Annotated in this window: 24 protein-coding genes; 16 read left to right on the forward strand and 8 right to left on the reverse strand. The window is 52.1% G+C overall.

Translation table 11 applies throughout. The annotated features are described in order from the left end of the window. Positions 1-63 precede the first annotated feature (63 nt). From FKN99_RS02575 to FKN99_RS02615, 9 genes are all read left to right on the forward strand, one after another. Entirely contained in the window at positions 64-885 is an 822-nt protein-coding gene (locus FKN99_RS02575) for an ABC transporter ATP-binding protein (protein ID WP_172116431.1), read from the forward strand. Next, positions 882-1646 (forward strand): ABC transporter ATP-binding protein, encoded by a 765-nt coding sequence (locus FKN99_RS02580; RefSeq protein ID WP_216657930.1) that lies wholly within the window; start codon positions 882-884, stop codon positions 1644-1646. Before FKN99_RS02575 ends, FKN99_RS02580 begins: the two co-directional genes overlap by 4 nt. A 51-nt stretch (positions 1647-1697) precedes the next feature. Beyond that, positions 1698-2921, forward strand: coding sequence for an ABC transporter substrate-binding protein (locus tag FKN99_RS02585; RefSeq protein WP_172116432.1), 1224 nt, complete (start codon positions 1698-1700; stop codon positions 2919-2921). Positions 2922-2998: 77 nt separating this feature from the next. Then, positions 2999-3886 (forward strand): branched-chain amino acid ABC transporter permease, encoded by an 888-nt coding sequence (locus FKN99_RS02590; protein ID WP_172116433.1) that lies wholly within the window; start codon positions 2999-3001, stop codon positions 3884-3886. Positions 3887-3888: 2 nt separating this feature from the next. Further along, positions 3889-4881: a branched-chain amino acid ABC transporter permease gene (locus FKN99_RS02595; RefSeq protein ID WP_172116434.1), complete on the forward strand. Its 993-nt coding sequence runs from the start codon at positions 3889-3891 to the stop codon at positions 4879-4881. A 213-nt stretch (positions 4882-5094) separates the two neighbouring features. Beyond that, entirely contained in the window at positions 5095-6249 is a 1155-nt protein-coding gene (locus FKN99_RS02600) for an acyl-CoA dehydrogenase family protein (protein WP_172116435.1), read from the forward strand. Between the two features lie 60 nt (positions 6250-6309). After that, entirely contained in the window at positions 6310-7425 is a 1116-nt protein-coding gene (locus tag FKN99_RS02605; RefSeq protein ID WP_172116436.1) for an enoyl-CoA hydratase/isomerase family protein, read from the forward strand. A 153-nt stretch (positions 7426-7578) separates the two neighbouring features. Then, a complete protein-coding gene (mmsB, locus tag FKN99_RS02610; RefSeq protein WP_172116437.1) occupies positions 7579-8481 on the forward strand; it encodes a 3-hydroxyisobutyrate dehydrogenase in 903 nt (300 codons plus the stop codon). A gap of 80 nt (positions 8482-8561) precedes the next feature. Then, positions 8562-9188 (forward strand): glutathione S-transferase family protein, encoded by a 627-nt coding sequence (locus FKN99_RS02615; RefSeq protein ID WP_172116438.1) that lies wholly within the window; start codon positions 8562-8564, stop codon positions 9186-9188. Positions 9189-9368: 180 nt separating this feature from the next. Here FKN99_RS02615 and FKN99_RS02620 read toward each other — a convergent pair whose 3' ends face one another. Then, the gene (locus tag FKN99_RS02620; RefSeq protein ID WP_172116439.1) at positions 9369-10289 is read right to left on the reverse strand and encodes a ketopantoate reductase family protein; all 921 of its coding nucleotides are present in this window, start codon (positions 10287-10289) and stop codon (positions 9369-9371) included. Positions 10290-10724: 435 nt separating this feature from the next. Here FKN99_RS02620 and FKN99_RS02625 point away from each other — a divergent pair, with 435 nt between their 5' ends. The 5 genes from FKN99_RS02625 (at position 10725) to FKN99_RS02645 (ending at position 15801) form a co-directional block, all read left to right on the forward strand. After that, positions 10725-12071 carry an FRG domain-containing protein gene (locus FKN99_RS02625; RefSeq protein WP_172116440.1) on the forward strand — a complete coding sequence of 449 codons (1347 nt, stop codon included), beginning with the start codon at positions 10725-10727 and terminating at the stop codon, positions 12069-12071. Positions 12072-12074: 3 nt separating this feature from the next. After that, positions 12075-13487, forward strand: coding sequence for a hypothetical protein (locus FKN99_RS02630; RefSeq protein WP_172116441.1), 1413 nt, complete (start codon positions 12075-12077; stop codon positions 13485-13487). Between the two features lie 306 nt (positions 13488-13793). After that, complete coding sequence (locus FKN99_RS02635; protein ID WP_172116442.1) at positions 13794-14300, forward strand: hypothetical protein; 507 nt, start codon at positions 13794-13796, stop codon at positions 14298-14300. Positions 14301-14362: 62 nt separating this feature from the next. After that, positions 14363-14950 (forward strand): biosynthetic peptidoglycan transglycosylase, encoded by a 588-nt coding sequence (locus tag FKN99_RS02640; protein WP_172116443.1) that lies wholly within the window; start codon positions 14363-14365, stop codon positions 14948-14950. A gap of 275 nt (positions 14951-15225) precedes the next feature. Further along, complete coding sequence (locus tag FKN99_RS02645; RefSeq protein WP_172116444.1) at positions 15226-15801, forward strand: hypothetical protein; 576 nt, start codon at positions 15226-15228, stop codon at positions 15799-15801. A gap of 220 nt (positions 15802-16021) precedes the next feature. Here FKN99_RS02645 and FKN99_RS02650 read toward each other — a convergent pair whose 3' ends face one another. The 5 genes from FKN99_RS02650 to FKN99_RS02670 all read right to left on the reverse strand — a co-directional run bounded on the left by FKN99_RS02650 (position 16022) and on the right by FKN99_RS02670 (position 19893). Beyond that, positions 16022-17332 (reverse strand): arsenic transporter, encoded by a 1311-nt coding sequence (locus tag FKN99_RS02650; RefSeq protein ID WP_172116445.1) that lies wholly within the window; start codon positions 17330-17332, stop codon positions 16022-16024. Between the two features lie 14 nt (positions 17333-17346). After that, complete coding sequence (gene arsH / locus FKN99_RS02655; RefSeq protein ID WP_172116446.1) at positions 17347-18075, reverse strand: arsenical resistance protein ArsH; 729 nt, start codon at positions 18073-18075, stop codon at positions 17347-17349. Beyond that, the gene (arsC, locus tag FKN99_RS02660; protein ID WP_172116760.1) at positions 18072-18485 is read right to left on the reverse strand and encodes an arsenate reductase (glutaredoxin); all 414 of its coding nucleotides are present in this window, start codon (positions 18483-18485) and stop codon (positions 18072-18074) included. Before arsC ends, arsH begins: the two co-directional genes overlap by 4 nt. 17 nt (positions 18486-18502) lie before the next feature. Continuing rightward, positions 18503-18853: an ArsR/SmtB family transcription factor gene (locus FKN99_RS02665; protein ID WP_172116447.1), complete on the reverse strand. Its 351-nt coding sequence runs from the start codon at positions 18851-18853 to the stop codon at positions 18503-18505. An 86-nt stretch (positions 18854-18939) separates the two neighbouring features. Further along, entirely contained in the window at positions 18940-19893 is a 954-nt protein-coding gene (locus FKN99_RS02670) for a GlxA family transcriptional regulator (protein WP_172116448.1), read from the reverse strand. A 144-nt stretch (positions 19894-20037) separates the two neighbouring features. Between FKN99_RS02670 and FKN99_RS02675 the strand changes: the two genes are divergently transcribed. Next, complete coding sequence (locus FKN99_RS02675) at positions 20038-20916, forward strand: MBL fold metallo-hydrolase (RefSeq protein ID WP_172116449.1); 879 nt, start codon at positions 20038-20040, stop codon at positions 20914-20916. A gap of 81 nt (positions 20917-20997) precedes the next feature. Further along, positions 20998-21543 (forward strand): cysteine hydrolase family protein, encoded by a 546-nt coding sequence (locus FKN99_RS02680; RefSeq protein ID WP_172116450.1) that lies wholly within the window; start codon positions 20998-21000, stop codon positions 21541-21543. Between the two features lie 82 nt (positions 21544-21625). On the opposite strand, the gene FKN99_RS02685 is transcribed toward FKN99_RS02680, so the two are convergent. Next, on the reverse strand, positions 21626-22372 hold the full coding sequence (locus tag FKN99_RS02685; RefSeq protein WP_172116451.1) for a sulfite exporter TauE/SafE family protein: 747 nt from the start codon (positions 22370-22372) through the stop codon (positions 21626-21628). 310 nt (positions 22373-22682) lie between these two features. Further along, positions 22683-24788, reverse strand: coding sequence for a protein-disulfide reductase DsbD family protein (locus FKN99_RS02690; RefSeq protein ID WP_216657931.1), 2106 nt, complete (start codon positions 24786-24788; stop codon positions 22683-22685). Positions 24789-24819: the final 31 nt, after the last annotated feature.

A 24819-nucleotide genomic window follows, 5' to 3' on the forward strand; every position in this document is an offset into this window, starting at 1 on the left:
GAGCTGGTGAAACGTCAGCACGAGAATCGCTCAGCATAAGAACAACAAGAGGCTTATTGCTCTATGAGTGCAGACAGTACTTCCGCAAACAGTACTTCGACAACAAGCACTTCCCAAGCGCCAGTTCTCGAAACGCGAGGGCTGACAAAAGCGTTCCGTGGCTTTACGGCGGTGGATAACGTTAATCTCAGCGTTCAGGAAGGCCATATTCATGCCCTAATCGGGCCTAACGGTGCCGGTAAGACCACCGTATTTAACTTACTCACCAAGTTTCTTCCCCCCACGCGGGGCGAGATTCTGTATCGCGGTAAACCGATTACCGCGCTTAAATCCAACCAGATTGCCCGGCTGGGTTTAGTGCGTTCATTTCAGATTTCTGCGGTGTTTGCCCATATGACGGCGCTTGAGAACGTACGCGTTGCGCTTCAGCGCCAGCTCGGCACATCCTTTCATTTCTGGAAATCGGAAAAATCCCTGGATCACCTTAACGAGCGTGCCTTGGCACTGCTTGAAGAAGTGGGGCTGCGCGAGTATGCCGACACGTTAACGGTGGAGATGCCCTACGGGCGCAAACGGGCGCTGGAAGTCGCGACGACGCTGGCGCTAGACCCTGTGATGATGCTGCTGGATGAGCCAACCCAGGGCATGGGCGCTGAAGACGTTGACCGCATCGTGGCGCTGATCAAACGCGTTTCCAAAGGGCGGACGGTCCTTATGGTCGAGCACAATCTGAGCGTGGTGAGCCGCCTGTGCGATCAAATCACGGTGCTTGCCCGAGGCGCTGTACTTGCCGAAGGCGATTATCAAAGTGTGTCGCGTAATCCACTGGTGCGTGAGGCGTATATGGGCAGTGACGCCGCTGAACAAGAGAGGGCCAGCGCATGAGTATTGCCGATGCCGCAGCCATTGATACGCAAGCCACCACACCCAGCACCCACGCGCAGTCGCGCGAGATACTTAGGATAAAAGACCTACACGCCTTTTATGGCGAATCGCACATTCTTCACGGGGTGAATGTTGACGTAAAGCAGGGCGAGCTTGTCACCCTGTTAGGCCGCAACGGCGCCGGGCGAAGCACCACGCTCAAGGCCATTATGAACATGGTAGGGCGGCGGACTGGCTCTATCGTCATTAATGGCCAGGAAACGCTGGCGATGAAGCCACACCATATTCCTCGCCTGGGTATTGGCTATTGCCCTGAAGAGCGGGGGATTTTCTCAAGCCTGGATGTCCATGAAAACCTGCTGCTGCCGCCCACGGTCAGTTCGGGCGGCATGAGCCTGGACGATATTTACGCCATGTTTCCCAACTTGTATGAACGGCGCAAAAGTCAGGGAACGCGGCTTTCTGGCGGCGAGCAGCAGATGCTGGCCATGGCGCGTATTTTACGTACCGGCGCACGCCTTTTGCTGCTGGATGAAATTACCGAAGGGCTGGCACCGGTCATTGTGCAAAAACTTGGCGAGGTATTGGTACTGCTCAAGGCCCAGGGAATGACCATTGTGCTGGTAGAGCAGAATTTCCGCTTTGCCGCACCGCTTGCCGACCGCCACTTTGTGATGGATCACGGCCAAATTGTAGAAGAGATTAGCGCGGCACAGCTGCCCGCGCGGCGGGAGCATCTCAATTCGATGTTAGGGGTATAACCAGGTTACGTCGCAACACAACAACAAAGGCTTAAGGGCCAGGAGACGAACATGACGTTGATGAAAAAAACATTGGCTGCCAGCATTGCCGTAGCAGCTGCCTCCAGTATGGCAATAGCGACAGCGCAGGCCGAGATCAGTGACGGCGAAGTACGGATTGGCTACTTGGCCGATATGTCGGGGACCTACCGCGACCTGGCCGGCCCCGGTGGCTTAGCAGCGCTTGAGATGGCGATTGAGGACTTCGGCGGCAGCGTTAATGGCTCGCCCATTGTGGTATTCAGCGCCGACGACCGTAACAGCGCAGACGTCGGTGCCAATACGGTGCGTGAATGGATCGACCAGCGCAACGTGGATATGGTGGCGGGTCTGGTGGCATCCTCCGTCACTATTGCCGTTACCAAAGTGCTCGAAGAGAACAATAGCCTAGGCCTTGTGTCGGGTTCCGCCGCCTCAAGCGTTACCAATGAACACTGCACGCCCAACCATATCCACTGGGTTTACGATACCTACCCGCTGGCCAACGGTACCGCGAAAGCGGTCGTTGAACAGGGCGGCGACAGCTGGTTCTTGCTCACCGCTGATTATGCGTTCGGCCATGCGCTGGAAGCGGATGTCACCAGTGTAGTGGAAGCCAACGGCGGTGAAATTGTGGACGGTGTTCGTCACCCATTCCCTACCAACGATTTTTCCTCGTATATTCTCCAGGCTCAGGGGTCTGGCGCCAAAATTGTCGGCCTGGCCAATGCCGGCGCAGATACGGTTAACGCGATTACCACCGCCAGCCAGTTTGGTTTGACGCAAAGCGGCCAACAGCTGGCGGGCCTGCTGATATTTTTGAATGACGTGCATGCGCTGGGCCTTGAAGCCACCCAAAGCCTGCTGTTAACCACCGGCTGGTACTGGGATATGGACGACCAGGCTCGCGAGTGGTCTGAGCGCTACTTTGAAGAAGTTGGCCGCATGCCCACCATGGTGCAGGCGGGTATCTATTCGAGCACCATGCATTACCTGAAAGCGGTGGAAGCGGCGGGTACCGATGACCCTGAAACCGTGCGTGCCCAGATGGCTGAAGCGCCCATCAATGACTTCTTCGCCCGTAACGGTCGCATCCGCGAAGATGGCCGCATGGTGCACGATATGTACCTGGCGCAGGTGAAAACCCCGGAAGAGTCCACCGGTGAGTGGGATCTTTACGAAATCCTCAGCACCATTCCTGCCGAAGAAGCCTACCGCCCGCTGTCTGAAAGCCAGTGCAAACTGGTACAGAACTAAGCCCCGACTTGGTCATTATTAAGCGTTACCGCTTGGTCGCCGGGTAAGGCGGCTCACGCGGCGAGGAGATTCGTGCTATGACGATGATATTCGGTGTGCCCATGGCGGTGTTCATGGGGCAGCTTACCCTGGGGCTGGTCAACGGTGCGTTTTACGCACTGTTAAGCCTGGGGCTTGCCGTCATTTTTGGCCTTTTAAAAATCGTCAACTTTGCGCATGGTGCCCAGTACATGCTGGGCGCATTTACGGCCCTTTTGGGGTTTCGCTATCTGGGGATTAACTACTGGCTGGCGCTGATTCTGGTGCCGTTGGTGATTGGTGGGCTAGGCATGCTGGTAGAACGTTTTCTACTACGCCGTATTGCCCATTTGGATCACCTATACGGGCTTTTATTAACCTTCGGGCTGGCGCTTATTTTTGAGGGCACGCTGGTTAACTTCTTTGGCGTGTCAGGTGCCCGCTATGCGACGCCTGAAATACTCCAGGGAGGGTTGGATCTGGGCTTTATGTTCCTGCCCACATACCGAGCATGGGTCTTGGTGGCCGCGCTCAGCATGTGCCTGTTTACCTGGTTTATGATCGAGCGCACTCGGCTAGGCGCATACTTGCGCGCGGGTACCGAGAACTCGCAGCTGATGCAGGCATTCGGCGTCAATGTGCCGCTGTTGATCACTCTTACCTATGGCTTTGGCGTAGGGCTGGCGGCATTTGCCGGGGTATTGGCGGCACCGCTTTATCCGGTTTCGCCGACCATGGGGTCAAGTCTTTTGATTGTGGTGTTTGCCGTGGTCGTTATCGGTGGGATGGGGTCAATTCTGGGCGCTATTCTCACCGGGCTAGGGATGGGCATTATTGAAGGGTTAACCAAGGTCTACTATCCGGAAGCTGCCAACACGGTGATTTTCCTGGTAATGATTTTAGTGCTCATGTTGCGCCCAGCAGGGCTGTTCGGGAAGGAGGCATAGCTATGACCGAATCACACACCTTGAAAGTGCCTTCCGTGGTGGCAAAACGCCAGCGCCGGGCCAGCCAGCGTCGCACGCTCTTCTATATTGCACTGATAGTGGTGGGATTGGTGGCGCCGTTTCTGGCTTACCCCGTTTTCTTGATGAAAATACTCTGCTTTGCGCTGTTTGCCTGCGCCTTCAACCTGCTGCTGGGTTACGCCGGGTTGCTGTCGTTTGGTCATGCGGCGTTTTTGGCAACCGGTGGCTATGTAACGGGGTATTTGCTGGCAAGCTACCCGGGGCTTACTCCTGAGCTTGGAATTATTGCCGGTACGCTAGTGGCAACACTGCTAGGCGTGCTGTTCGGCGTGTTGTCTATTCGCCGCCAAGGCATCTACTTTGCCATGGTGACGCTGGCGCTGGCGCAGCTGATGTTCTTTGTGTTTATCCAGGCACCGTTTACCGGTGGAGAAGATGGCCTGCACGGCGTGCCGCGGGGCAATCTGTTTGGGTTTATCAGCCTGAGCAATAACCTGACGATGTACTACTTTGTGTTTGCGGTTTTTCTGTTGGGGTATGCGCTTATCCAGCGCACCGTACATTCGCCGTTTGGCCAAGTACTTAAAGCCATTCGTGAGAACGAGCCGCGGGCCATTTCGCTGGGTTACAACGTGGATGCCTATAAGCTGGTGGCGTTTGTTATCTCCGCGGCGTTGGCGGGGCTTGCTGGTTCAACCAAAACCGTGGTGTTCCAGTTGGCGTCCCTTACCGATGCCCACTGGCATATGTCGGGCGAGGTCATCCTGATGACGCTGTTAGGCGGGGTGGGCACGTTGCTGGGGCCGGTCATGGGCGCCGGGCTGGTTGTCAGCTTGCAGCATATTCTGTCCCAGTCGCCGCTGGGTAACTGGGTGAGCGTGTTGCTGGGGCTGATCTTTGTGGTCTGCGTACTAAGCTTTCGAAGCGGTATCGTGGGGGCGCTTAGCAATATGTATCGTAAAAACTTCAAGTAACTTCAGGCGGTGTAAAGCCGCGCTGTTTTGGTTGAGCAGGCCTTTGAATAGGGCGCCCTTGAGGTGCCTTTTTTGTACATATAAACGTGCCACTCTACACCGAAGGTCGAGGGCGCCAAATGGTTGCGCAGCACTGGCTTAGGCGATAAGTTAACGTAAACGTCAATTACAACGACAACATCTAATGTGTGCGCACATTAGCGGAGATTGGCCATGAACTTTGAGTTGAGTGAAGACCAGGTAGCCTTTGCCGATATGGCGCGAGCCTTCGCCCAAAATGAGCTTGAGCCCCATGCTGCAAAATGGGGCGCCGAAGCTATTTTTCCCGTAGACGTTATTCGTAAGGCTGGCGAGCTGGGCTTCTGCTCGCTTTACGCGCCGGAAAGCGTCGGAGGGCTTGGTCTCTCACGGCTGGATGCCAGCATTATCTTCGAGCAGCTTGCAATGGGCTGTACCTCCACCACGGCGTATCTCACCATCCATAACATGGTGACCTGGATGCTCGCGGACTTCGGCCAGCCAGAGGCGGTTAAGCAGTGGGGCGCAAAGCTTGCGACCGGCGAGCTGCTGGGGTCGTACTGTTTAACAGAGCCCAATGCGGGCTCCGATGCGGCCTCGCTTAAAACCTCGGCCAGGCGTGAGGGCGATGCGTATGTACTCAACGGCAGCAAAATATTTATTTCTGGCGCGGGCAGCACCGATTTTCTGGTGGTGATGGCGCGTACCGGTAGCGAAGGCGCGGGTGGAGTCTCGGCATTTGCAGTAGATGCCAAGGCCGAAGGCATCAGCTATGGGCGCAAGGAAGACAAGATGGGTTGGAACAGCCAGCCCACCCGAATGATTACCTTTGAAGACGTGCGCGTGCCCGCGAATCATCTGCTGGGTAACGAAGGCGATGGCTTTAAAATTGCCATGAAGGGGCTGGACGGTGGACGAATCAATATCGCCACCTGTTCTATTGGCACCGCCCAGCAGGCGCTGAATAAAGCGCGTGATTACCTGCTGGAACGCCAGCAGTTCGGCAAGCGTTTAGCGGATTTTCAAGCGTTACAATTTCGCCTGGCGGATATGGTCACCGAGCTGGTCGCCGCCCGCCAACTGGTGAGAATGGCCGCGACCAAACTGGATGCCGGTCATGCTGACGCTACCACCTACTGCGCCATGGCCAAGCGCTTTGCCACCGATGTAGGCTTTAAAGTATGCGATGAGGCGCTACAGCTTTATGGCGGCAATGGCTACATTAAGGAGTACCCCATGGAACGCTATGTGCGCGATACCCGCGTACACCGCATTCTGGAAGGCACCAATGAAATCATGCGCCTGATCATTTCGCGCCGGGTACTCGCCGAAGGTGCCGCTGAGCTGTAAAAAAACAGGGTTGCCGACATGATCGCGGTCGCCATTCGAGTCGATACGTAAGGATGCTGAATGAGTAGCGTACTGTTTACCGAACACGCCACCCAGGACGGCCACACGGTGGTTGAAATCAAGCTTAACGCTGAGCGTTCGCTCAACGCGTTAACGCTGGGCATGATCGACGCCATTCTGCCGCAGCTGGATGCCTGGGAGGCGGACGAGCGGGTTGTCGCCATACTGCTGGATAGCGCTGGTGAAAAAGCCTTTTGCGCCGGTGGCGATGTGGTCACGCTGTATAAAGCGATTAACGGGGAAGCTGACCCGAGCTTTCCCGAGCGCTTTTTTGAAAGAGAGTACCGCCTGGATTATCGGCTGCACACTTACCGCAAACCAATTATTTGCTGGGGCAGCGGCATTGTAATGGGCGGCGGTATGGGCCTGCTCAGCGCCAGTAGCCATCGTGTGGTGACTGAAACCTCTCGGCTGGCCATGCCGGAAGTGACGATTGGCCTTTATCCGGATGTGGGTGCCAGCTGGTTTTTAAACCGTCTGCCGAACGGCATGGGGCGTTTTCTGGCCATGACCGGCGCGCAGATCAATGCATCAGATGCCCTTTACCTGGGCCTTGCCGACCGTGGCATTGCCAGCCATCGCCGGGAAGAATTGCTTCAGCAACTGACCAGTGCCACTTGGGGAAGCGGTGAAAAGACCGATGCCCACGGCGTGGTCAATCAAGCGCTGCGCGAGCTTGAACAAGCCTCTAAAGCAGAGTTTGCCGCGCTGGAAACCCCCATACAACACTTCGCGCCATTAATACGCGAGCTGATGGACCACGATACCATCGAGCAAAGGGTGGCCGCCGTTCTGGCGGTAGAAAGCGAGGATAAATGGTTCAGCAAAGCGCAAAAGACGCTGGCGCATGGTAGTCCTGTCTCCATTCGGCTTATCCATGAGCAGCTAACGCGTGCCAAGCACATGTCGCTTGCTGAGGTGTTCCAGGCAGAGCTGGCGCTTTCTGTGCAGTGCTGTCGCCACCGGGAGTTTCCAGAAGGCGTACGCGCATTACTGGTGGATAAAGATGGCTTGCCAGGCTGGACGTATTCAGCGGTAGGGGAAGTGGAAGATCACTTTATGGATGCGCTGTTAGCATCGCCGTGGCCCGATAGCCCACTCGCGGACCTGAAGTAAGTAAGCCGTACCGCCGGGGTGCTAAAACGGACACTGCCAACATTTCATGATCAACGGTTATTACCAGCAGCTCGTTACTCGCCGTTTGTTATTAGCTGCTTTTATTAACTGTTTGTTATTAACCGTTTGTTATTAACAACAAGGACAATCGTTATGGCTACTGTGGCATTTATTGGTTTAGGCAATATGGGTGGCCCGATGGCGGCTAACCTGGCGAAAGAGGGGTATACCGTGCGTGCGTATGACCTTTCTGAACAAGCGCTTGAAGCCGCTAAAGATCACGGCTGTGAAGTGGCAGGCTCGGCGCGTGAAGCCGCCGCCGAGGCTGACTTTGTTATCTCCATGTTGCCTGCAGGCAAGCACGTGAAGGCGCTTTACGTTGATGGCGATGAGGCGTTGTTCGAGGTGACCAAACCAGGCGCTTTGGTGATTGACTGCTCCACCATTGATGCCGACACGGCGCGCAGCGTCGCGGCCATTGGCGAACAGCGCGGGATCGACTTTGTCGATGCTCCGGTATCGGGCGGGGTTAGCGGTGCGCTGGCGGGTACGCTGACGTTTATTGTCGGCGGGTCAAAGGCCCAGTTTGAAAAAGTGACGCCTGTGCTAGGCGTAATGGGCAGAAACATTTTCCACGCGGGCGACCATGGGGCAGGGCAAGTGGCCAAGGCGTGTAACAACATGCTGCTTTCGGTGTTGATGGCGGGTACCTGCGAAGCGATCAACATGGGCGTCAAAAATGGCCTCGACCCTGCGGTGCTTTCTGACATTATGCGAAAAAGCTCCGGCGGCAACTGGGTGCTCAATGTTTACAACCCCTACCCAGGCGTAATGGAGAACGTACCCGCTGCCAACGCGTATCAGGGCGGGTTCCTGGTGGACCTGATGATGAAAGACTTGGGCCTTGCCATGGATATCAGCCAGCAAAGCGCTTCCCCCGTGCCGATGGGTTCCGCCGCCCGCACGCTGTTTACTCAGCACAAGGCAAACGGCAACGGCCAGCTCGACTTCTCAAGCCTGATACAGTTCTATCAGGATAAAGAGGGTGAGGGGTGAAGCCGCCCCCGCACCCAAGCTACCTTTATCTCATGGCGTGATCAGGTAAACTCTTAAAAAACCAACCAATAAGGAACATTATGATTACGCTTTGGGGCCGCGATAACTCTACCAATGTTAAAAAAGTGCGCTGGGTGCTTAACGAGCTGGAAGTGCCGTTTGAACAAATTCAGGCGGGGCTCCAGTTCGGGGTCAACAACACACCCGAATACCAGGCCATGAACCCCAATGGGTTGGTGCCGTTACTCAAGGACGACGCCACCGACAGCCTGTTGTGGGAATCCAACACCATCATCCGCTACCTGGCCGCGCAGTATGGTCAAGGCAATTTGTGGATTGAGCAGCCTGCCAAGCGCGCCCAGGCAGAAAAATGGATGGACTGGGCCAACAGCACGCTTTCCCCTGCGCACCGAGTAATTTTAATGGGCTATGTGAGAACGCCCGAAGCGCAGCGCGATAACGCCGCCATTGAAGCAGGCATGCAAGCCTGTGAAAAGCTGTTTGAACTGCTGGATAACGCACTCGCCAACCAGGCATGGTTTTCAGGCGAAGCGTTTGGCCTGGGCGACATTGCCGTTGCGCCCTTCGTTTATAACCTTTGGAATATCGGCCTCACCTGGCAACCGCGCCCCCACTTGGAACGCTGGTATCAGCAGCTAACCGAGCGCCCCGTGTTCCGCGACGTGGTAATGATCCCGGTTACCTAAACCGCCTCATACGAATAGCCGCACCCTTCGCGGGTGCGCTAACGCTTACACCGCGCTACAAAATCTGAAATATGTGAAATTTCAAACCTGTAGCGCGTAGTAACAAGTAGCGAGCGCAGCGAGAAACGCGACACCCGCAGCGGCGGCCCGGCGCGAAAGGGCGGCGCAGCCGCCCCAAGCCTAAAACCCCGCCTCCAACACCGCCAACTCACCATCCAGCCCGAGCAACACTTCACAACCCACCCCATACCGTTCGCCACTCTCAATCAACGGCCCCAAAATCGCACCACGCTCGGTAAGCCGCTTACCCTCAACATCCTGCAGCATCGATGCCTTGTTATTCGACGTCTTCTCAATAACATTCCACACCAACGCCAACCACGCCTCCAAACAGCTACCACCATCGGGCGCTTGAATACCCTCGGCCACCATAATCGCCGCCACTTCCTCAACAACCGCCTCAACCCGGCCTGCGTAAGCAGCGCCACACAACTCGCCATTACGAATCCCATTTAACGCCACCAATGGATTAATCGCCGCATTCACCGCCAGCTTTTGCCACAGGCGGCTACGAATATCATCCACCGCCGTGGCCGCAAGCCCCGCTTGGCTTAGCTGATGCGCTAACTGCTGTGCCAACGCACCGTGGCGATTCTCCAGATCCCCGACAAATGTATGCCCGCGCCCCGCATGAAACACGCCATCATCACCAGTTAGGTAAGCACCTTCTGTGGTGGACGCACACAACACTGGCCCCGGCCAACGTTCAGTCAGCCTCGGCTGAGCCAGAAAACCGTTCTGCCACAACACCAGTGGAGTAGTCGCAGGAATAGCGCCCGCCACGCTTTCCAACGCCGCTTCAGCAGCCATCGCCTTGGTGGTGATATGTACAAAAGCAGGCGGCGCTGGCGCATTGGCTACTAGTTGATAGGAGGCTATCCCGTTTAAATGCTGGCTACGCGCCTCGCCTTCGGGGGCTGTTATTGTTTGCTGCTCAGGTAGCGCACGGCGGCCGACTAAGGTGATGTCAGCAAGAGGAGAGAGCGAATGGGCTAACAGGCGACCGATGGCGCCAGGGCCGAGAATCCAGTGTGAGGTCATCAAGTGCGTACTCAGGAGCGGTGTTGCTGTTCAGCTTACCCTTTTTGTTGCAAGGAAATGAAGGCGAGTAAAAGTGATGGTATGTAAGGCTAATTTCTAGTGACGTGAGGACGTGCAATCTGCTAGCGTTAGGGCTAATTAGATTTGGTCCTTGTGGCGTGTTGAGTGGGTTAATTGTGGTTTTTTGATGCTGCAGTGAATAGCTGCTGACTGCCTGCTTTCGACCCTGAGCGGACATTCGCCGAGGGAGCGTATTCACAGGAACCTTAAAAAACACTAATTTAGCCGAGCGGCATAAGGTATCCCTTGAATTACTTGTTCAGCTTGTAGAAGGAAAAGCCAATGCCTAACAATTACTGGGATTGAGATAAAATCCTCTGCTATGCATTATTACTCTTAGCTTGAGCGTTAAACTTATTAAGGATCTTGGGTCCAATGTATAACCTGCTAGTAACAGCGATTGAAGGCGCTTGGGATGAGGGGGTCTATGAATTCGACAAGAGCCGGTTTCTCGAATATACAAATGAAGGGATTGCTTCTGCTCTAAAAGAGTTGAACAGTTCCCATATTGAAAACTTGAAAAATTACCCAAGCTTGTTCGCATATGAGGGTGAAAATTCTGATGTTCGTATCGGTTATCTCACATCAATCAAACAGCGAGGCCGCAATTTACTAATTGAATTCGAATTTCAGCAAGATATCGAACCAATCCCGTTTAACAAAATAAAGCCAATTGCGCCCTTGCTGGATATCCGTAGTTGGGAAATGAACAGAACCCACTGGGCAGTAAAAGACGAAGACTTGTTCGAAAGACTGCGAGCAAGAGGGATTGTGGGGGCAGAGAAAGAATCAAGAAAAACCAAACAGGGACGCCCATCTGTAGAAAAATCTAAACAACCTAGAATCTCCACAGTAAAGGGTTTTATCGACAAGGTTCTGTCGATAGAAGAACGAAATGAAATTGAGGTTTTTTACCGTGGTCACTCCAGCAAGAAAAACTATAAGCTGGAGCCATCTTTGTCTCGTAGAGATAAAGATGGCAATTATCTTTATAAGTACAACGAGCATATTTTATACCGAGAGTTACTAGTTTCAAACTCAGCTGATTTTCAAACAGACGTTTATACCCTCGATAGTCTTGTGCGCATGCAACATTACTCTTTGCCCACACGGCTACTTGACATTACTTCTAACCCGTTAATTGCACTTTATTTTGCATGTAAATCAGATGCCAATGAAGAGGGAGAAGTAATTCTCTTCTCAATGAAACGAAAAGATGTGAAGTACTTTGATTCAGATATGGCTAGCTGCATTGCGAATCTGGCTCGTTTACCTCAATCAGAAAAAGATAAGATAGATTTTGACGAGATCGAATTTAATGAACAGCCTCCAGTAAAGCGCCTCCTTCATTTAATAAGACAAGAAAAGCCATTTTTCGAAGCGTCTATAATTCCAAATGATTTAAGGAAAGTCATTTGTGTTAAAGGAAAGCGCAGTAATGATCGTATATCTTCCCAACCTGGTGCATTCCTTCTATTCGGCTTAGATTCTGTTTTCGATGAGGAAGGTACGCCTGAAATTAAAGTGTCCAGAATCATTGTATCTGATAAGGGGTCTATATTAAGAGAGCTAGACCTGTTAAACATCAACGAGAGCACGGTGTTTCCATACATCGAGAACTCTGCGAAGTATGTCGCCGAGAAGTTCAAATTTAACAAATTAATTCAATCCGCCGATGCAAGCAGCGGCGGATCAATGCGTTATAGCGAAAAGAAGGAATAGCTAGTGCCTCAGTCATTATCAAGCTTATTAGCTATCGATAACTCCGAGTTTACTGATAGGGATGCGTTCGACCCTATTCTTGACTTGGATACTCGCCTTTTTATTGATCCTCATTTATTGAAGCACTGTGACATTCCAGAGTTCAAAGAAAGTTATGGAAAACTCCAGAAACATTTTCTCTCGATAGGAAAGCTACTCGCCGCATCTGATAAAGAGGGAGATGTTTTCTGGAATAGGGCCGATCATATGATGCAGTGGAGAGAAGTTAAAGGATTGTGTATTGGATACTCCAGCAGTGGAACGTCAGGAAGCGGAATCGGCCCAGCACTTCGCCGTCGATTGCTTTCGACTGCTAAGTTGATAATCTTGAAAGGAAGGAATGATCCCGAGCTTTTCGAGCTAGTTGGTATGTTTGAAGAAGACTTTGGACCTGATCGCATTAGCGATATGACCGCGAACATCATAAGAGATGATATAGCAATTTTTACAAAGCGCGTCCTCAATGACATTGATGTAGATTTAGAAAGTTATTTAGACTTTGATGAAGAAAAAGAACTTCCGATTAACCCATATACTGGTGAGTTGCTATATCTGGTACCAAACTTCCTTCTAAGGGACCTTCCTGTTGCTTTGGATTGGAGTCACTATGACACAATCGCCGCAAATAATAAGATACTTCGTAACAACTTGAATGCTTTAATTGGTTATACTTGGAGGGAAGCAACGCATTCTTTGAAAAAAGATGAGTTGAAGACTTATATTCTCAAATATCCTGAGCTCATAGATGATCTAGTAAGGCAGTATGCGGCCAAGGATGCTAAACCCTATGATTTTTTATCAGATCGATCAGGCGAATATATATGGTATCCGGTGACGCGGAAAATCACGAAAGAGAATCCACTTGAGTTAAATCTTCCAAGCCATCCGATGATTAGTGATGTCGAGAAAATGGTCTTAAAGATATGCGAAAAATTTAAGTCACTAGTTGAATACAATGGTCTCTCAGAACTGTTGTATAGTTCAGATGGCAGCGCTAAGCATGAAAAAGCGGCCCAATTATTATTCTACGGTGTTGCCGAATCTTATTGTGAATCTAATAATGTATTGATTTCGAGGGAGTCAGACTCTGGTCGCGGGCCTGTAGACTTCAAATTTGGGACAAACATGGAGAATAGTGTTTTAGTAGAATTAAAGAAGTCAACAAACACTTCAGGTTTGAAAAAGGGGATAGAAAAGCAGCTTCCTGAATATATGAAGTCTGAGAAATCGAAAGTGGGGATATATCTCGTTATAGACGTAGGATTTACGAAAGCCGCTATCGATAGGCTGAATGAAATTAATGGGATGATAAGCGGTGCGGCAATAAAAATACTGCATGTTGATGGTAATCCAAAAGCCAGTGCAAGCAGGCTCTAACAATGCGCTACTGGCGGACAACTTATTTTCTTCGTTCGCAATTTGCCGTAGAGCACGGGGCTATATCAGCATTGTCTTAGTATCTGCTTCTTGGCCGAATGCAGAGCTTTAAGCTACGCTGATGATAATATAGCAGTTGACGACCCATTGCGGACTTTTTGGCAGCATAATTACGGCTTTTTATTATTTATTCTGTTATTTATAAAACTCGATAAGATGGGAAATTTAATCAGTATATTGAAATATTTCTAGACATTGATTTTTTAAGCTAATTTTATTCAATGAGGCAGGGGGAATGGAAAGGTTATGAACGCCGAGCTATTTTGGTTAAATTTTTTGTACAGTTTCCTGGCTACTGTTACTGGTGGTGGAGTTCTCACTCTTCTTTTCTTTTGGTTAAGAGAAATAATATTCCCTCTTCCTAATGTAATCGGGCGTTGGTATTTTGAAATGCATACGGTAAATTCTGCATATAACCCCTATAAAGGTATGGTTTTGCGATACGTGGCTATGCTCTGGCGTGAAGGAAGTCGCATCGAAGGAACAGTAGAGAAGGTGTACGAAAATTCTGCTACGGGAGAAAGGGAATACGAAGGAAAAAATAGAACTAGAGGCTTGGTAGTAGGCTATATTGAAAAAAATTATTTCTCTAAAGATCGAATTGTATTACATGTCATTGAAGATGGTCATGGAAGAGAGTCAACTAATTTCTATGAACTTACGTTCAGTTCCAAAGAAAAAATGACTGGTTGCTTTAGCTCTATGGTCGCAAAGCAAGATGGTAGCGTTACATGGCAAAGGAGTGAGTTTTGATATTTTTTCTTTGGACTCTATCGCTCCCGCTTCTGTGTGCTTCCCTGCTTCTAGAAGTTTTTATGACGAAAAAGATGCGCGAGGATCTAAATCGCTGCTTGGCTATAGTGGAAAACAGCGAAATAATTCCCGGAGTTATTATTGAGGCGCTAGTCATTGCCGAAGATCACCGAAGCGATTTTCATCCAGGAATTGATCCGATAGCGATAGGTAGGATGTTTTTGGCTAGACTTAACAAAAATCAACCCCATGGTGGCGCAAGCACTATAGAGCAGCAGTATGTCCGAGTGGTTACAGGTCGATACGAGAGAACTATGTTTCGTAAATTTAGAGAGCAAATGCTAGCAATCATGATTTCTCGTCGCGCAAGCAAGACGTCAATTGCTTCTGCTTATCTTGCAATCGCATTTTATGGAACTGAATTTGTAGGCATTATCGGCTTAAAAGCTCTTTTTGGTGGGAATTTGAAAAACGTATCTTTTCAACAAGCATTACAGATGGTTGTTTATCTTAAATACCCACGGCCTCGCAACCCTACTGAAGAATGGAATGATAAAATTTCGAGACGAACTGGTGTTATTTTGAGTCGTCTCGAGAGCGGTTGCTACTATTCTTCAAAGCAAAATTTATCTTCTTCGTCGGATCTATAATTTAATATTTTTTACTAATTATTTAATAGAATTATTGCTAATAACGGCTGAGTATAAAAGATTGAATAACAAAATCTCTTTGCGATGCTGTCGCTTAACTCTCCAAGGCATGGTTTTACTCAGGTATAGAGGAAAGTTTTGCTCTATCATATGGTAAATTCGAAATCAGAATAAAATTACACTTTGTCAGGTGCGCTTTTCGTACTTACGAATCTTTTAAAAGTCTGATTATGGCCTTAGGGCAATTTCATGAACCTTTAAACTGAAGATAAAATATGACATATGGATACCGGCTGAATGTTGAGCAGCTCATGTTTAGAAGAGCAAACAATAATTTTGATGAGGCTAAGAAGAAGATGGTTGAGGTTCCTGATTCTGTGCCAGAGTCTGGAAAGCCTTATTCATTTAAAGGCCCAGGGTTTGAAGATGATGAAACCATAGCACTCTGTATTGAAGCGGTTCTTGGCTGGGCAATTTCATTTGAGGCATTTGTAAATTTGGTGTGGAATACTCACCCAATAGCTAAAGAAGAGGATGAGAAAAGCTATGGAAGCACAATAGCCAAGCTAAAAAAACTGTACAAAATCTCTCAATTGCCTTATGGAGATTTAAGTTGGAGAGCTGGCATTCAGGATCTATTTGATATGCGAAACTATCTTGTTCACTATAAGGATCCGGTGGTTTATATAGGATTCAGTTTTGCAGCTAAGTTCCAGCACGATTTCTCAGAAAAAAGCATGCAGAGTATTCAGCAAGACGTTCTCTGTGCGTTAAAAGAAATTGGAGGCCTGTTTGGTGTTGAAGCTGGATTTGTTGATGGTAATTATGATCACTTGGTGTATAGATATTAATTCAGTATGGGAGCATGGCTACGCAGGCCAAGATCGGAGATAGCGGGCGAACGGCCTAGTGAGCGACTGCGATTTGGGCCTAGCTGAAAATTTCAGTTAACGGTTTCGCTGTGGTTTTATTACCTGTTATTTCAGTTGTCTGAATGACCGCTTCTGGCCGATACCAGAAGCCAGGCAGAATCCCTGCCTGGCTTCCATCCAACCTAAACCCCTATACAGCTCACCCCGCAGGCAACACCGGCAACCAAAGCGCCAAAGCAACCAGCGTTGCCAATAGCACCGGCGGCGTAATCAGCAGGCCGATTTTCATATACTGGCCCCAGCCAATTTTGTATCCCTTGCCCGCTAGCACGTGTAGCCAGAGCAGGGTGGCGAGGCTGCCAATGGGGGTGAACTTGGGTCCCAAGTCATTACCAATCACGTTGGCGTAGACCATCAATTCCTGAGTGACGGCAGGCACGTTTGCTTGGTCGATTGCCAGCGCGCCGACCAGTGTCGAGGGCATGTTGTTCATTACCGAGGCGACGATGGCGGAAAGGAAACCGGTGCCCAGCGTGGCGATAAAATTACCCTGTTGTGCCAGCCACTCAAGCGCCAGCGCGCCATAATTTGTCAGCCCTGCATTACCCAGCCCGTAAACGACGAGATACATGCCGATTGAGAACAGCACTATCTGCCAAGGGGCGCCACGTAACGCATCTGATACGGAGACGATGGCACCGCGGCCTGCTTGCCACCACCGCCCGGCAATTGCCATTAGCAGCACGGCGGCTGTTCCCGTTACAAAGGCGATGGGAATGCCCAGCGGGGCGGTCACGAAGTAAGCGATCAGCAGCGTTGCCAGCAGCGGAAACGCCATTCGAAATATCAGCGGGTCCTTTATGGCTGAGCGCGGTGGGTCGAGGTTTTCGACGGCGTAGTGTTTAGGGATGCGGCGGCCAAAGGCTATCCATAGCACGGCCAGCGTGGCCGTTATTGATACCAGGTTCACCGGCACCATAACCGCCGCATAGCGATCAAAGCCAATATCAAAATAATTAGCACTGACGATATTAACGAGGTTAGAGATCACCAGTGGCAGGCTTGCGGTATCGGCGATGAAGCCCGTCGCGATGATAAAGGCCAGCGCCGCAGGCGGCTCAAACTTTAGGCGCAGCAGAATAGCGATCACAATGGGCGTTAGCAGTAGGGCGGCGCCATCGTTAGCGAAGAAGGCGGCAATGACCGCGCCGAGTAACACGACCAGCGGGAACAGCAGATGCCCGCGTCCGTTGCCCCAGCGCGCCACGTGCAGCGCGGCCCAGGCGAAGAACCCTGCTTCGTCTAAAATCAGCGAAATAATGATCAGGGCAACGAACGTAAAGGTGGCGTCCCAGACGATGTCCCACACCACAACGATATCAGCCAAGTGCACCACGCCCATAAGCAGTGCCACTAACGCGCCGCCCAGCGCGCTCCATCCGATACCCAAACCTTTAGGTTGCCAGATCACCAGAACCAGGGTGACGACAAAAATGGCCAGTGCCAACATGAAAGGACCTTACGTCAGTGAGTGTTTTGGTTAACGCGGCGAGAGAGCTCTTCAGCACTCTCGACACGCTCTGAATAGCGGTCGGTAAGATAGGCGGACTTGTCGCGCGTCAACCAGGTGAATTTCACCAGTTCCTCACACACATCGACGAGACGCATATAGAGAGGTGAGGGCTTCATGCGCCCGGCATCGTCAAATTCGGTGAACGCTTTAGGTACAGAGGATTGGTTAGGGATGGTGATCATGCGCATCCAACGCCCGAGGATTCGCATCTGGTTAACGGCGTTAAAACTTTGGCTGCCGCCAGACACTTCCATCACCGCCAGCGTTTTACCCTGAGTAGGGCGAACACCGCCGAGCGATAGCGGTATCCAGTCGATTTGCGTTTTCATAATGCCCGTCATTGCACCATGCCGTTCGGGGCTGACCCAGAGCATGCCTTCGGACCACTGGGCAAGGTCGCGCAGCTCTTTCACCTTCGGGTGATCGGCCTCTGAGTCATCTGGCAGCGGTAAGCCTGATGGGTTAAAGGTACGTACTTCACAGCCGTACCAGCGCAGCAACCGCGCCGCTTCTTCGGAGGCCAAGCGTGAAAAAGAGCGTTCGCGCAGAGAGCCGTAAAGCACCAGAATCCTGGGGGAATGACGCGGCGCATCGGGGCCGGCCAATACGTCCACGTCTATCGGCTGGAGCTTTTGAAGATCAATGTTGGGCAGGTCGTTGAAACTGATAGGTTCGCTCACGGGTGGCTGCCCTTAAGGTGCACTACCTCACCATCTTCTTTGGTAAACGTCGTTACTGGGTTGGCCAATAAGTCGAGTACACGCTCTGAAGGGCGGCACAGGCGTGCGCCTTTCTCCGTTACCACAATGGGGCGATTGATCAGGATGGGGTGCGCCATCATGGCATCTATCAGTTGATCATCGCTTAATGCTGGATCATCGAGATTGAGCTCTTCAAAGGGCGTGCCTTTGCGGCGCAGTAACTCTCTTGGGGTAATCGCCATCATCGAGATCAGCTCGACCAGCCGCTCGCGACTGGGTGGTGTTTTTAGATATTCGATGACGTGCGGTGTCTCACCGGATGCTTCGATAATCGCTAACGTATTGCGCGAGGTGCCGCAGGCGGGGTTGTGATAAATCGTCGTTTTCAAAGTCGTTTTCAAAAGGGTTATTCCTTCTCGGTAGTGAGAGAACAGTCAGTAAAGGCCGTCAGAAGCGGCTCGCAAATCTCTGGGTGTCCCGCACAACAATCGCGAACCATAAAGCCCAGGATTTGTTGCATATGGCTGAGATTGGCGCGATAGATAATGGAACGGCTCTGCCGATGAGAGCTGACCCATCCTGCCCGTGAAAGCACTGAAAGGTGCGCCGACATCGTGTTATGGGGCACCGATAACTGGCGCGCAATTTCCCCCGCAGGAAGACCTTCAGGCTCATGGCGTACCAGAAGCCGAAAGGCTTCAAGACGCGTTTCCTGAGAAAGAGCACTAAAACTGGCCGTGACGTTTTTAATTTCCATATGTCCAGTATTATAGACATGTTGGAAAATAGCAATCACATTAGGTTATGTACATTGCTTGGAATGTTAGATCTAAGCGTTGATCGTCAGGCGTTGCCACCGAAGGTTTTGCGCCAATCGCGTGGACTAACTTGATGGCGTTGCCGGAAATGTTGGCGGAAAGACGTCGCTGTGTGAAAGCCCGCCTTTTCTGCAATCGCTTCTACCGACAACGAGGTGGTTTCCAAAAGCTCACGCCCACGCCGTAACCGTTCGCTCACCAGCCACGCCACGACGGTCATGCCGGTGGCTTTTTGGAAGTTTCGCGTAAAGGTACGGCGGCTCATGGCGGTGCGCTCAGCAAGCTCGTCAATCGTGTGCGATGCCGATAAATTTTCGCGCAGGTAGTCGAGCAGGCGATTGATATGCGCATCTTGGGTTGAGGCGGCAACCGGCTGCTCTATGAACTGCGCTTGCCCACCTTCCCGATGGGGCGGAACGATCATGGCCCGGGCCACCTTGTTGGCAACCTGCGCGCCATAGCATTCGCGCACCAGGAATAAGCAACAATCCAGACCAGCAGCGGTACCGGCCGACGTCACTAGACGGTCTTCCTCCACATAGAGCGCATTGGTGTCCAGCGTAACGTTGGGAAAGCGGCCACTAAAATCTTGCTCGGCCATCCAGTGGGTCGACGCCCGCCTGCCATCCAACAGCCCGGCGTAAGCCAGCGCATAGGTGCCGTAACACAGCCCCACGACGTGAGCGCCACGCTCATGACAGCGGACGAGCGCCTCACACAACTCTGGCGGCGGTGCTTCATTCAGGTCGTGCCATCCAGGCACTATCGCAATATCCATGTTATCCAACAGTTCTAAACCGCCATCGGGCTTCACCGTCATTGCCCGTTCGCCTTCGATGGAATTTCCCCCAGGCGCCACAATGGAAAGATTGAACAGCGTGCGATCAGACAATGCTATACCAAACACCATATAGGGCACGGAGAAATGGAAGGGGCTGAAGTGTGGGTGAAGGATCAGGCCGACATTGGGTAGAGACAAAGCGCGACTCCTGCTATGCGTTTTATAAACAGTAGCATCATGGCCCAAAAGTTTCGATAAATGTCTTCCAGGCCAATTCTTTTGTTGATTGAGCCTCTCTAAACTACTTGCCATCACCCGTAACGAATTTAAGGAAGTACACAGATGCTCATCAAGACCCTCGCTAGTTCTCTTGCCATCGCCACGGCTCTTATCGCCCATAGCGCATCCGCGGACTCGCTCTCTCAGGAGGCAACGCAGCAGGTGCAGCAGATCCGCAATGCGACTGTGAAAATCACCTATGGGGACACTACTTTCCTGATTGACCCTATGCTGGCCGAGCAGGGCGCCTATCCGGGATTTGAAGATACCTACCGTAGCGAGTTGCGTAATCCGCTGGTTGGGCTGCCAATGCCGGTGGAAGATGTGATCGGCGATATAGACGCTGTCATCGTCACTCACACGCACCTCGACCACTGGGATGCCGCCGCGCAGGAGCAATTGCCAAAGGACATTCCCTTGTTCGCTCAGAATACCGCTGATGCCGAGCTGATTCGCGCTCAGGGATTCAGCGATGTGCGCATTCTGGAGGCCAGCACCGAGTTTGGCGGCGTGCAGCTTCACAAGACGGGCGGCCAGCATGGCTCCGATGCTCTCTATGCTGTTCCTGAGCTGGCGCAATCACTAGGTGACATCATGGGTGTCGTCTTCGAAGCTCCGGGGCAGAAAACGACGTATTTAGTCGGCGATAGCGTATGGCGCGATGAGGTCGAACAGGCAATGGAGCGCTACAACCCAGAGATGATCGTGCTGAATACCGGTGCTGCCGAGGTAGACGGTTTCGAAGGTGATCCCATCATTATGGGTAAAGAAGATACCCTGCGTACCCACCAGAAAGCCCCGAATGCCACCATCATCGCGGTGCATATGGATGCCGTAAACCATATGACGCTAAGCCGTGACGAACTGGCCGATTACGTGCAGCAAGAGGGAATTCAGGAACACGTACTTATTCCCGCCGATGGTGAGGTCATTTCCTTCTAATCCCAAGGGCCGCTTCTTTATATAGCGGCCTACTTCTTCTTGCCAGCCTATTGGCAAACGCTACTGAAAAGGATTGATAATATGAGTCATCGCGCAATCATTGTCGTCGATATCCAAAATGAGTATTTCCCCGGCGGCAAGCTGCTGTTGAACGGTATTGAAGAGGCTGCCACGAACGCAGCTAATGTCATTGAACATGCCCGGTCGGCAAACGATCTTGTCCTCTATTTTCAGCATGAATCTGCCGATCCAGACATTCCTTTTTTCACCCCTGGTACGCAAGGGGTAGCCATTCACCCCATAGTCGCGCCGTTGGGCGAGGAAACGGTACTAGTGAAGCATTTTCCTAACTCGTTTCGTGAGACCGGTTTGCAAGAGCTGTTGGACCAGCAAAATATTGAGGAGGTCGTCATTATTGGCGCAATGAGCCACATGTGCATCGATGCCACCAGCCGTGCAGCGTCGGATTTGGGTTACAAGACGACGATTATCCACGATGCCTGCGCCACGCTGGATCTTGAATTCGATGGCGTGACGGTGCCAGCGCCTCAGGTTCACGCAACGATAATGGCAGCCTTGGCCTTTGCTTACGGTACGGTCACTACAACAAAGCAGTATATTGGCTAACGCCATCGCTCTACGTGGCCGCCCGCCGCCTTCGAAGCCTTACGGGTGGAAGGCGGCACCCTCGGTTTCTGATCCTTGCTCGTCATAAAAGCGGGCGACTAGCAAGTTCAAGGCCCAGCACTATCAAAAAGAGCAAAAAGCACTGACGAAACCGCTGAGGGCTAATCCGCATCCGCACATACTGGCCCGCCCACATTCCGATCAGCGCAGGAATAATCGCCAAGGCGGACGTGCCTAGTTGCGAGACCTGGAAAGCATCATGGGCGAACAGTCCTAATGCTAGTGCAAGCGTGGAAATGGTGAACGATAAGCCCAGGGCTTGCACGAATTCTTCCCGGCTCATATTAAGCGAGGCAAGGTACGGCACTGCTGGCATCACGAATACACCTGTTGCGCCAGTGACGACTCCCGTTATCAAGCCGATAACCGGAGAAAGCCACCGCTCCAGGAACGTGGAAACGGAGAAGGCGGGGGCAAGCAGCGTATAACCGGCGTAGACAATCAAAGCGATGCCGAGCCCAAACCCAGACCAGAGTGGGTCTACGCGGACTAATAAGGCAGCACCAGCGATGGTGCCCAAGCAGATACACAGCATCATTGGCCAGAGCCGCTGCATCAGCTGTGTAATCGATGGGCCAGAAAACAGCTGCCAGACATTGGTCACTAAAGAGGGAAGAACGAGAAGGGCAGCAGCGCTCGCCGGTGGCATCGCTATAACAAGTAAACCCATCGCGACGGTTGGCAGCCCCATTCCAGTGACACCTTTCACCACGCCAGCAATCAAAAAAGTGCCAATCAGGAGCAAAAGATACAGCATGAGATCGTGCATAGAAGGCTCGTGTTAAGGAACGGCTGAGAGCTAAACTGAAGCTCAGGATAATACCCGGCACAATGCGGAATTATTAGCTCACCTTTCGGATAACCCGACTGACTGAGTTTCTGCCAAGCAGGCTTGGCTTAGGGGAGAGTTCACTACAGGATCATATTAACGAACAGGCATGTGCCGCAGGTCGCCTGCTTGATCTGCGAATTCGCATGAAAACATACGAAGGTGTGTGCGAGATGGTTTTTCACAGGGTGGGCATCGACCTATTGCACGGTTCTCCTGCTAACTGTCCAGCACCTGTTAACCGTGCGGGTTAACCAGACTTGCCCGCTAACGTCGATAACACATTTGGCGCAAGAATCTGTGAAAGGACTTCAGGCTCGTTTTGGTCTGGTGTGTACCATAAGTAGAGAGGTACCCCTGAGCGGCCGTGTTGTTCCAAAAAAGCGGTGATGGCTGGGTCACCATTGGTCCAGTCACCTTTCATGGTGATCACATCCGCCTGCGCAAATGCTTGTTGCGTGCTGGCTGTATCAATGGCTCGCTGTTCGTTCATATGGCAAGTGACGCACCAGTCTGCAGAAAAGTAGACAAAGATGGTTTGCTCCTGTTGCCGAAGTTCGGCCAAGCGGTCCGCGTCAAAGTCGAGTGTGCGTGTGGCGGGGGAATTTGCGGCGGCATTAATGGGCGCCTCATGGCCCGCAAAGGAGCCGGGAACGAGGATGCTTCCCGTCAGCGCGAGTACGGCCGCGAGTGCTGCCGGTACCCAGACTAAGCGCTTGCCGTTGCGTTGGCGCAGGCCGGTGAACCAAAGTCCTATCGCCAGTAGTAAGATCAGAGCGAGGCTTGCAATCATGCCGTTATTGCTGAGCTGGCGGCCAAGCACCCAAGCTAACGCTAGAGCGGTTAGGAACATTGGGATGGCCATGATATGCCGAAAGGTGGCAAGCCAAGGGCCCGGCCGAGGAAGGCGACGGCGAAGCATTGGTATGAAACCAAGCAGCAAAAACGGTAAGGCAATGCCCAAGCCCAGGCCCACGAAAACCGTCAGTGCGGCAACCGTAGGGAGTACCAGGGCGGCGCCAAGCGCTGTGGCCATAAATGGGCCGGAGCAAGGTGTTGCGACAAAAGCGGCAAGTACGCCCGTCCAGAAAGCACCGGCCATGCCCTCCTGGCTAGCCAGTTTGGAGCCAGCATTGATGGAGCCTAGTTCAAAAAGGCCTGCCAGGTTAAAGCCAATCGCGGCGGTTAGCAGTGTAAGCACCACAATGACCCGTGGGTCTTGTAACTGAAATGCCCAGCCAACGTGAGTACCGGCTGCGCGCAGAGCAATAATCGTTGCGCCCAGGATCAAGCAAACGAGGACCACACCGGCGGTATAGGCTAGCGCCTCACGCCGGGCTTCGCGTTGACCACCGGACAGGCGTGCAAGGCTAAGGACCTTAAGGCTGAGAATAGGGAAAACGCAGGGCATGATATTGAGCAGAACGCCGCCCAGTACGGCGCCGAGAAATGCGGTCAGTAGTAATGTAGAGCTACTTTGTACGCCAGCTGTGCTTGTGGTTGGCGTTGGCGCACCATCACTACGGCTAACCAATGCTAAGCCGGTTCCATTGCCCAGTGACAGAAGTGCTTCGAACTCGTCAGGTGGATTATCTGTCTGCCAGTATTTTGCCAACTGGGTTTCAATAATCAATGTGTCGCCTTCACGACTAAAAACCTGCTCAGACGCGGGATCAGCCACGTTATCGGTGGCAACAAACAAGTGTGGATCGTTGAGTTCCACGCTGGTGGGTAAGGGGATGCTTAAACGCAGCTGGTTATCATCGGTCGTCACAAAGCTGGCTTGCGAACCGAGAGGCCTGGGAAGCTCGCGCCGCCATTCATCGAAGCGTGTTTTGCGCTCAGGCGTAATGTGGCCATCGCCTGCGACCAGCGTAGTGGCAAGCGATGCTTCCTCTGGAATGCAGGCATCAGCGCGACAAGCCAAGTAGTTGAAGTCAACGCTAATAGGCAGAGAGGTCCCAGCGGGCACAGAGGCGTCTATTTCAATGGGCAGCAATAGTGCATAAGGGTGCTCGTAGACATGATTCATCAGATCGCCAGTCATTAGCGTCTGCGGTACTGGGTAAGCGGCATCGCCTACGCTGACACCTTCCGGCAATTGCCAATTGAACTGCGGTGGTAGGCCAATACTACCCGGCTGTTTCCAATACCCATGCCAACCTGATTGCGGCTCCATGAAAACGGCTAAGGTGCTGGAGGAACCAGGTGCCGGTTGATCTGTTTCCGCTATCAGAGTGCTCTTAATCAGTACTTCGCCCGAGATGCCGGGAAATTCCTGTGCAGCGCCGATCTGGGGAGTCAGCATTAACACCAGGCAGAAAAGGACAAAATAGCGATAAAGGAACGTGGGCATTGGCTATCAGCCCGCGTGAGGCGGGCTGCTC

It is taken from the genome of Halomonas hibernica (assembly GCF_013183775.1).
In the GTDB taxonomy this organism is placed as follows: Bacteria; Pseudomonadota; Gammaproteobacteria; order Pseudomonadales; family Halomonadaceae; genus Vreelandella; species Vreelandella citrativorans.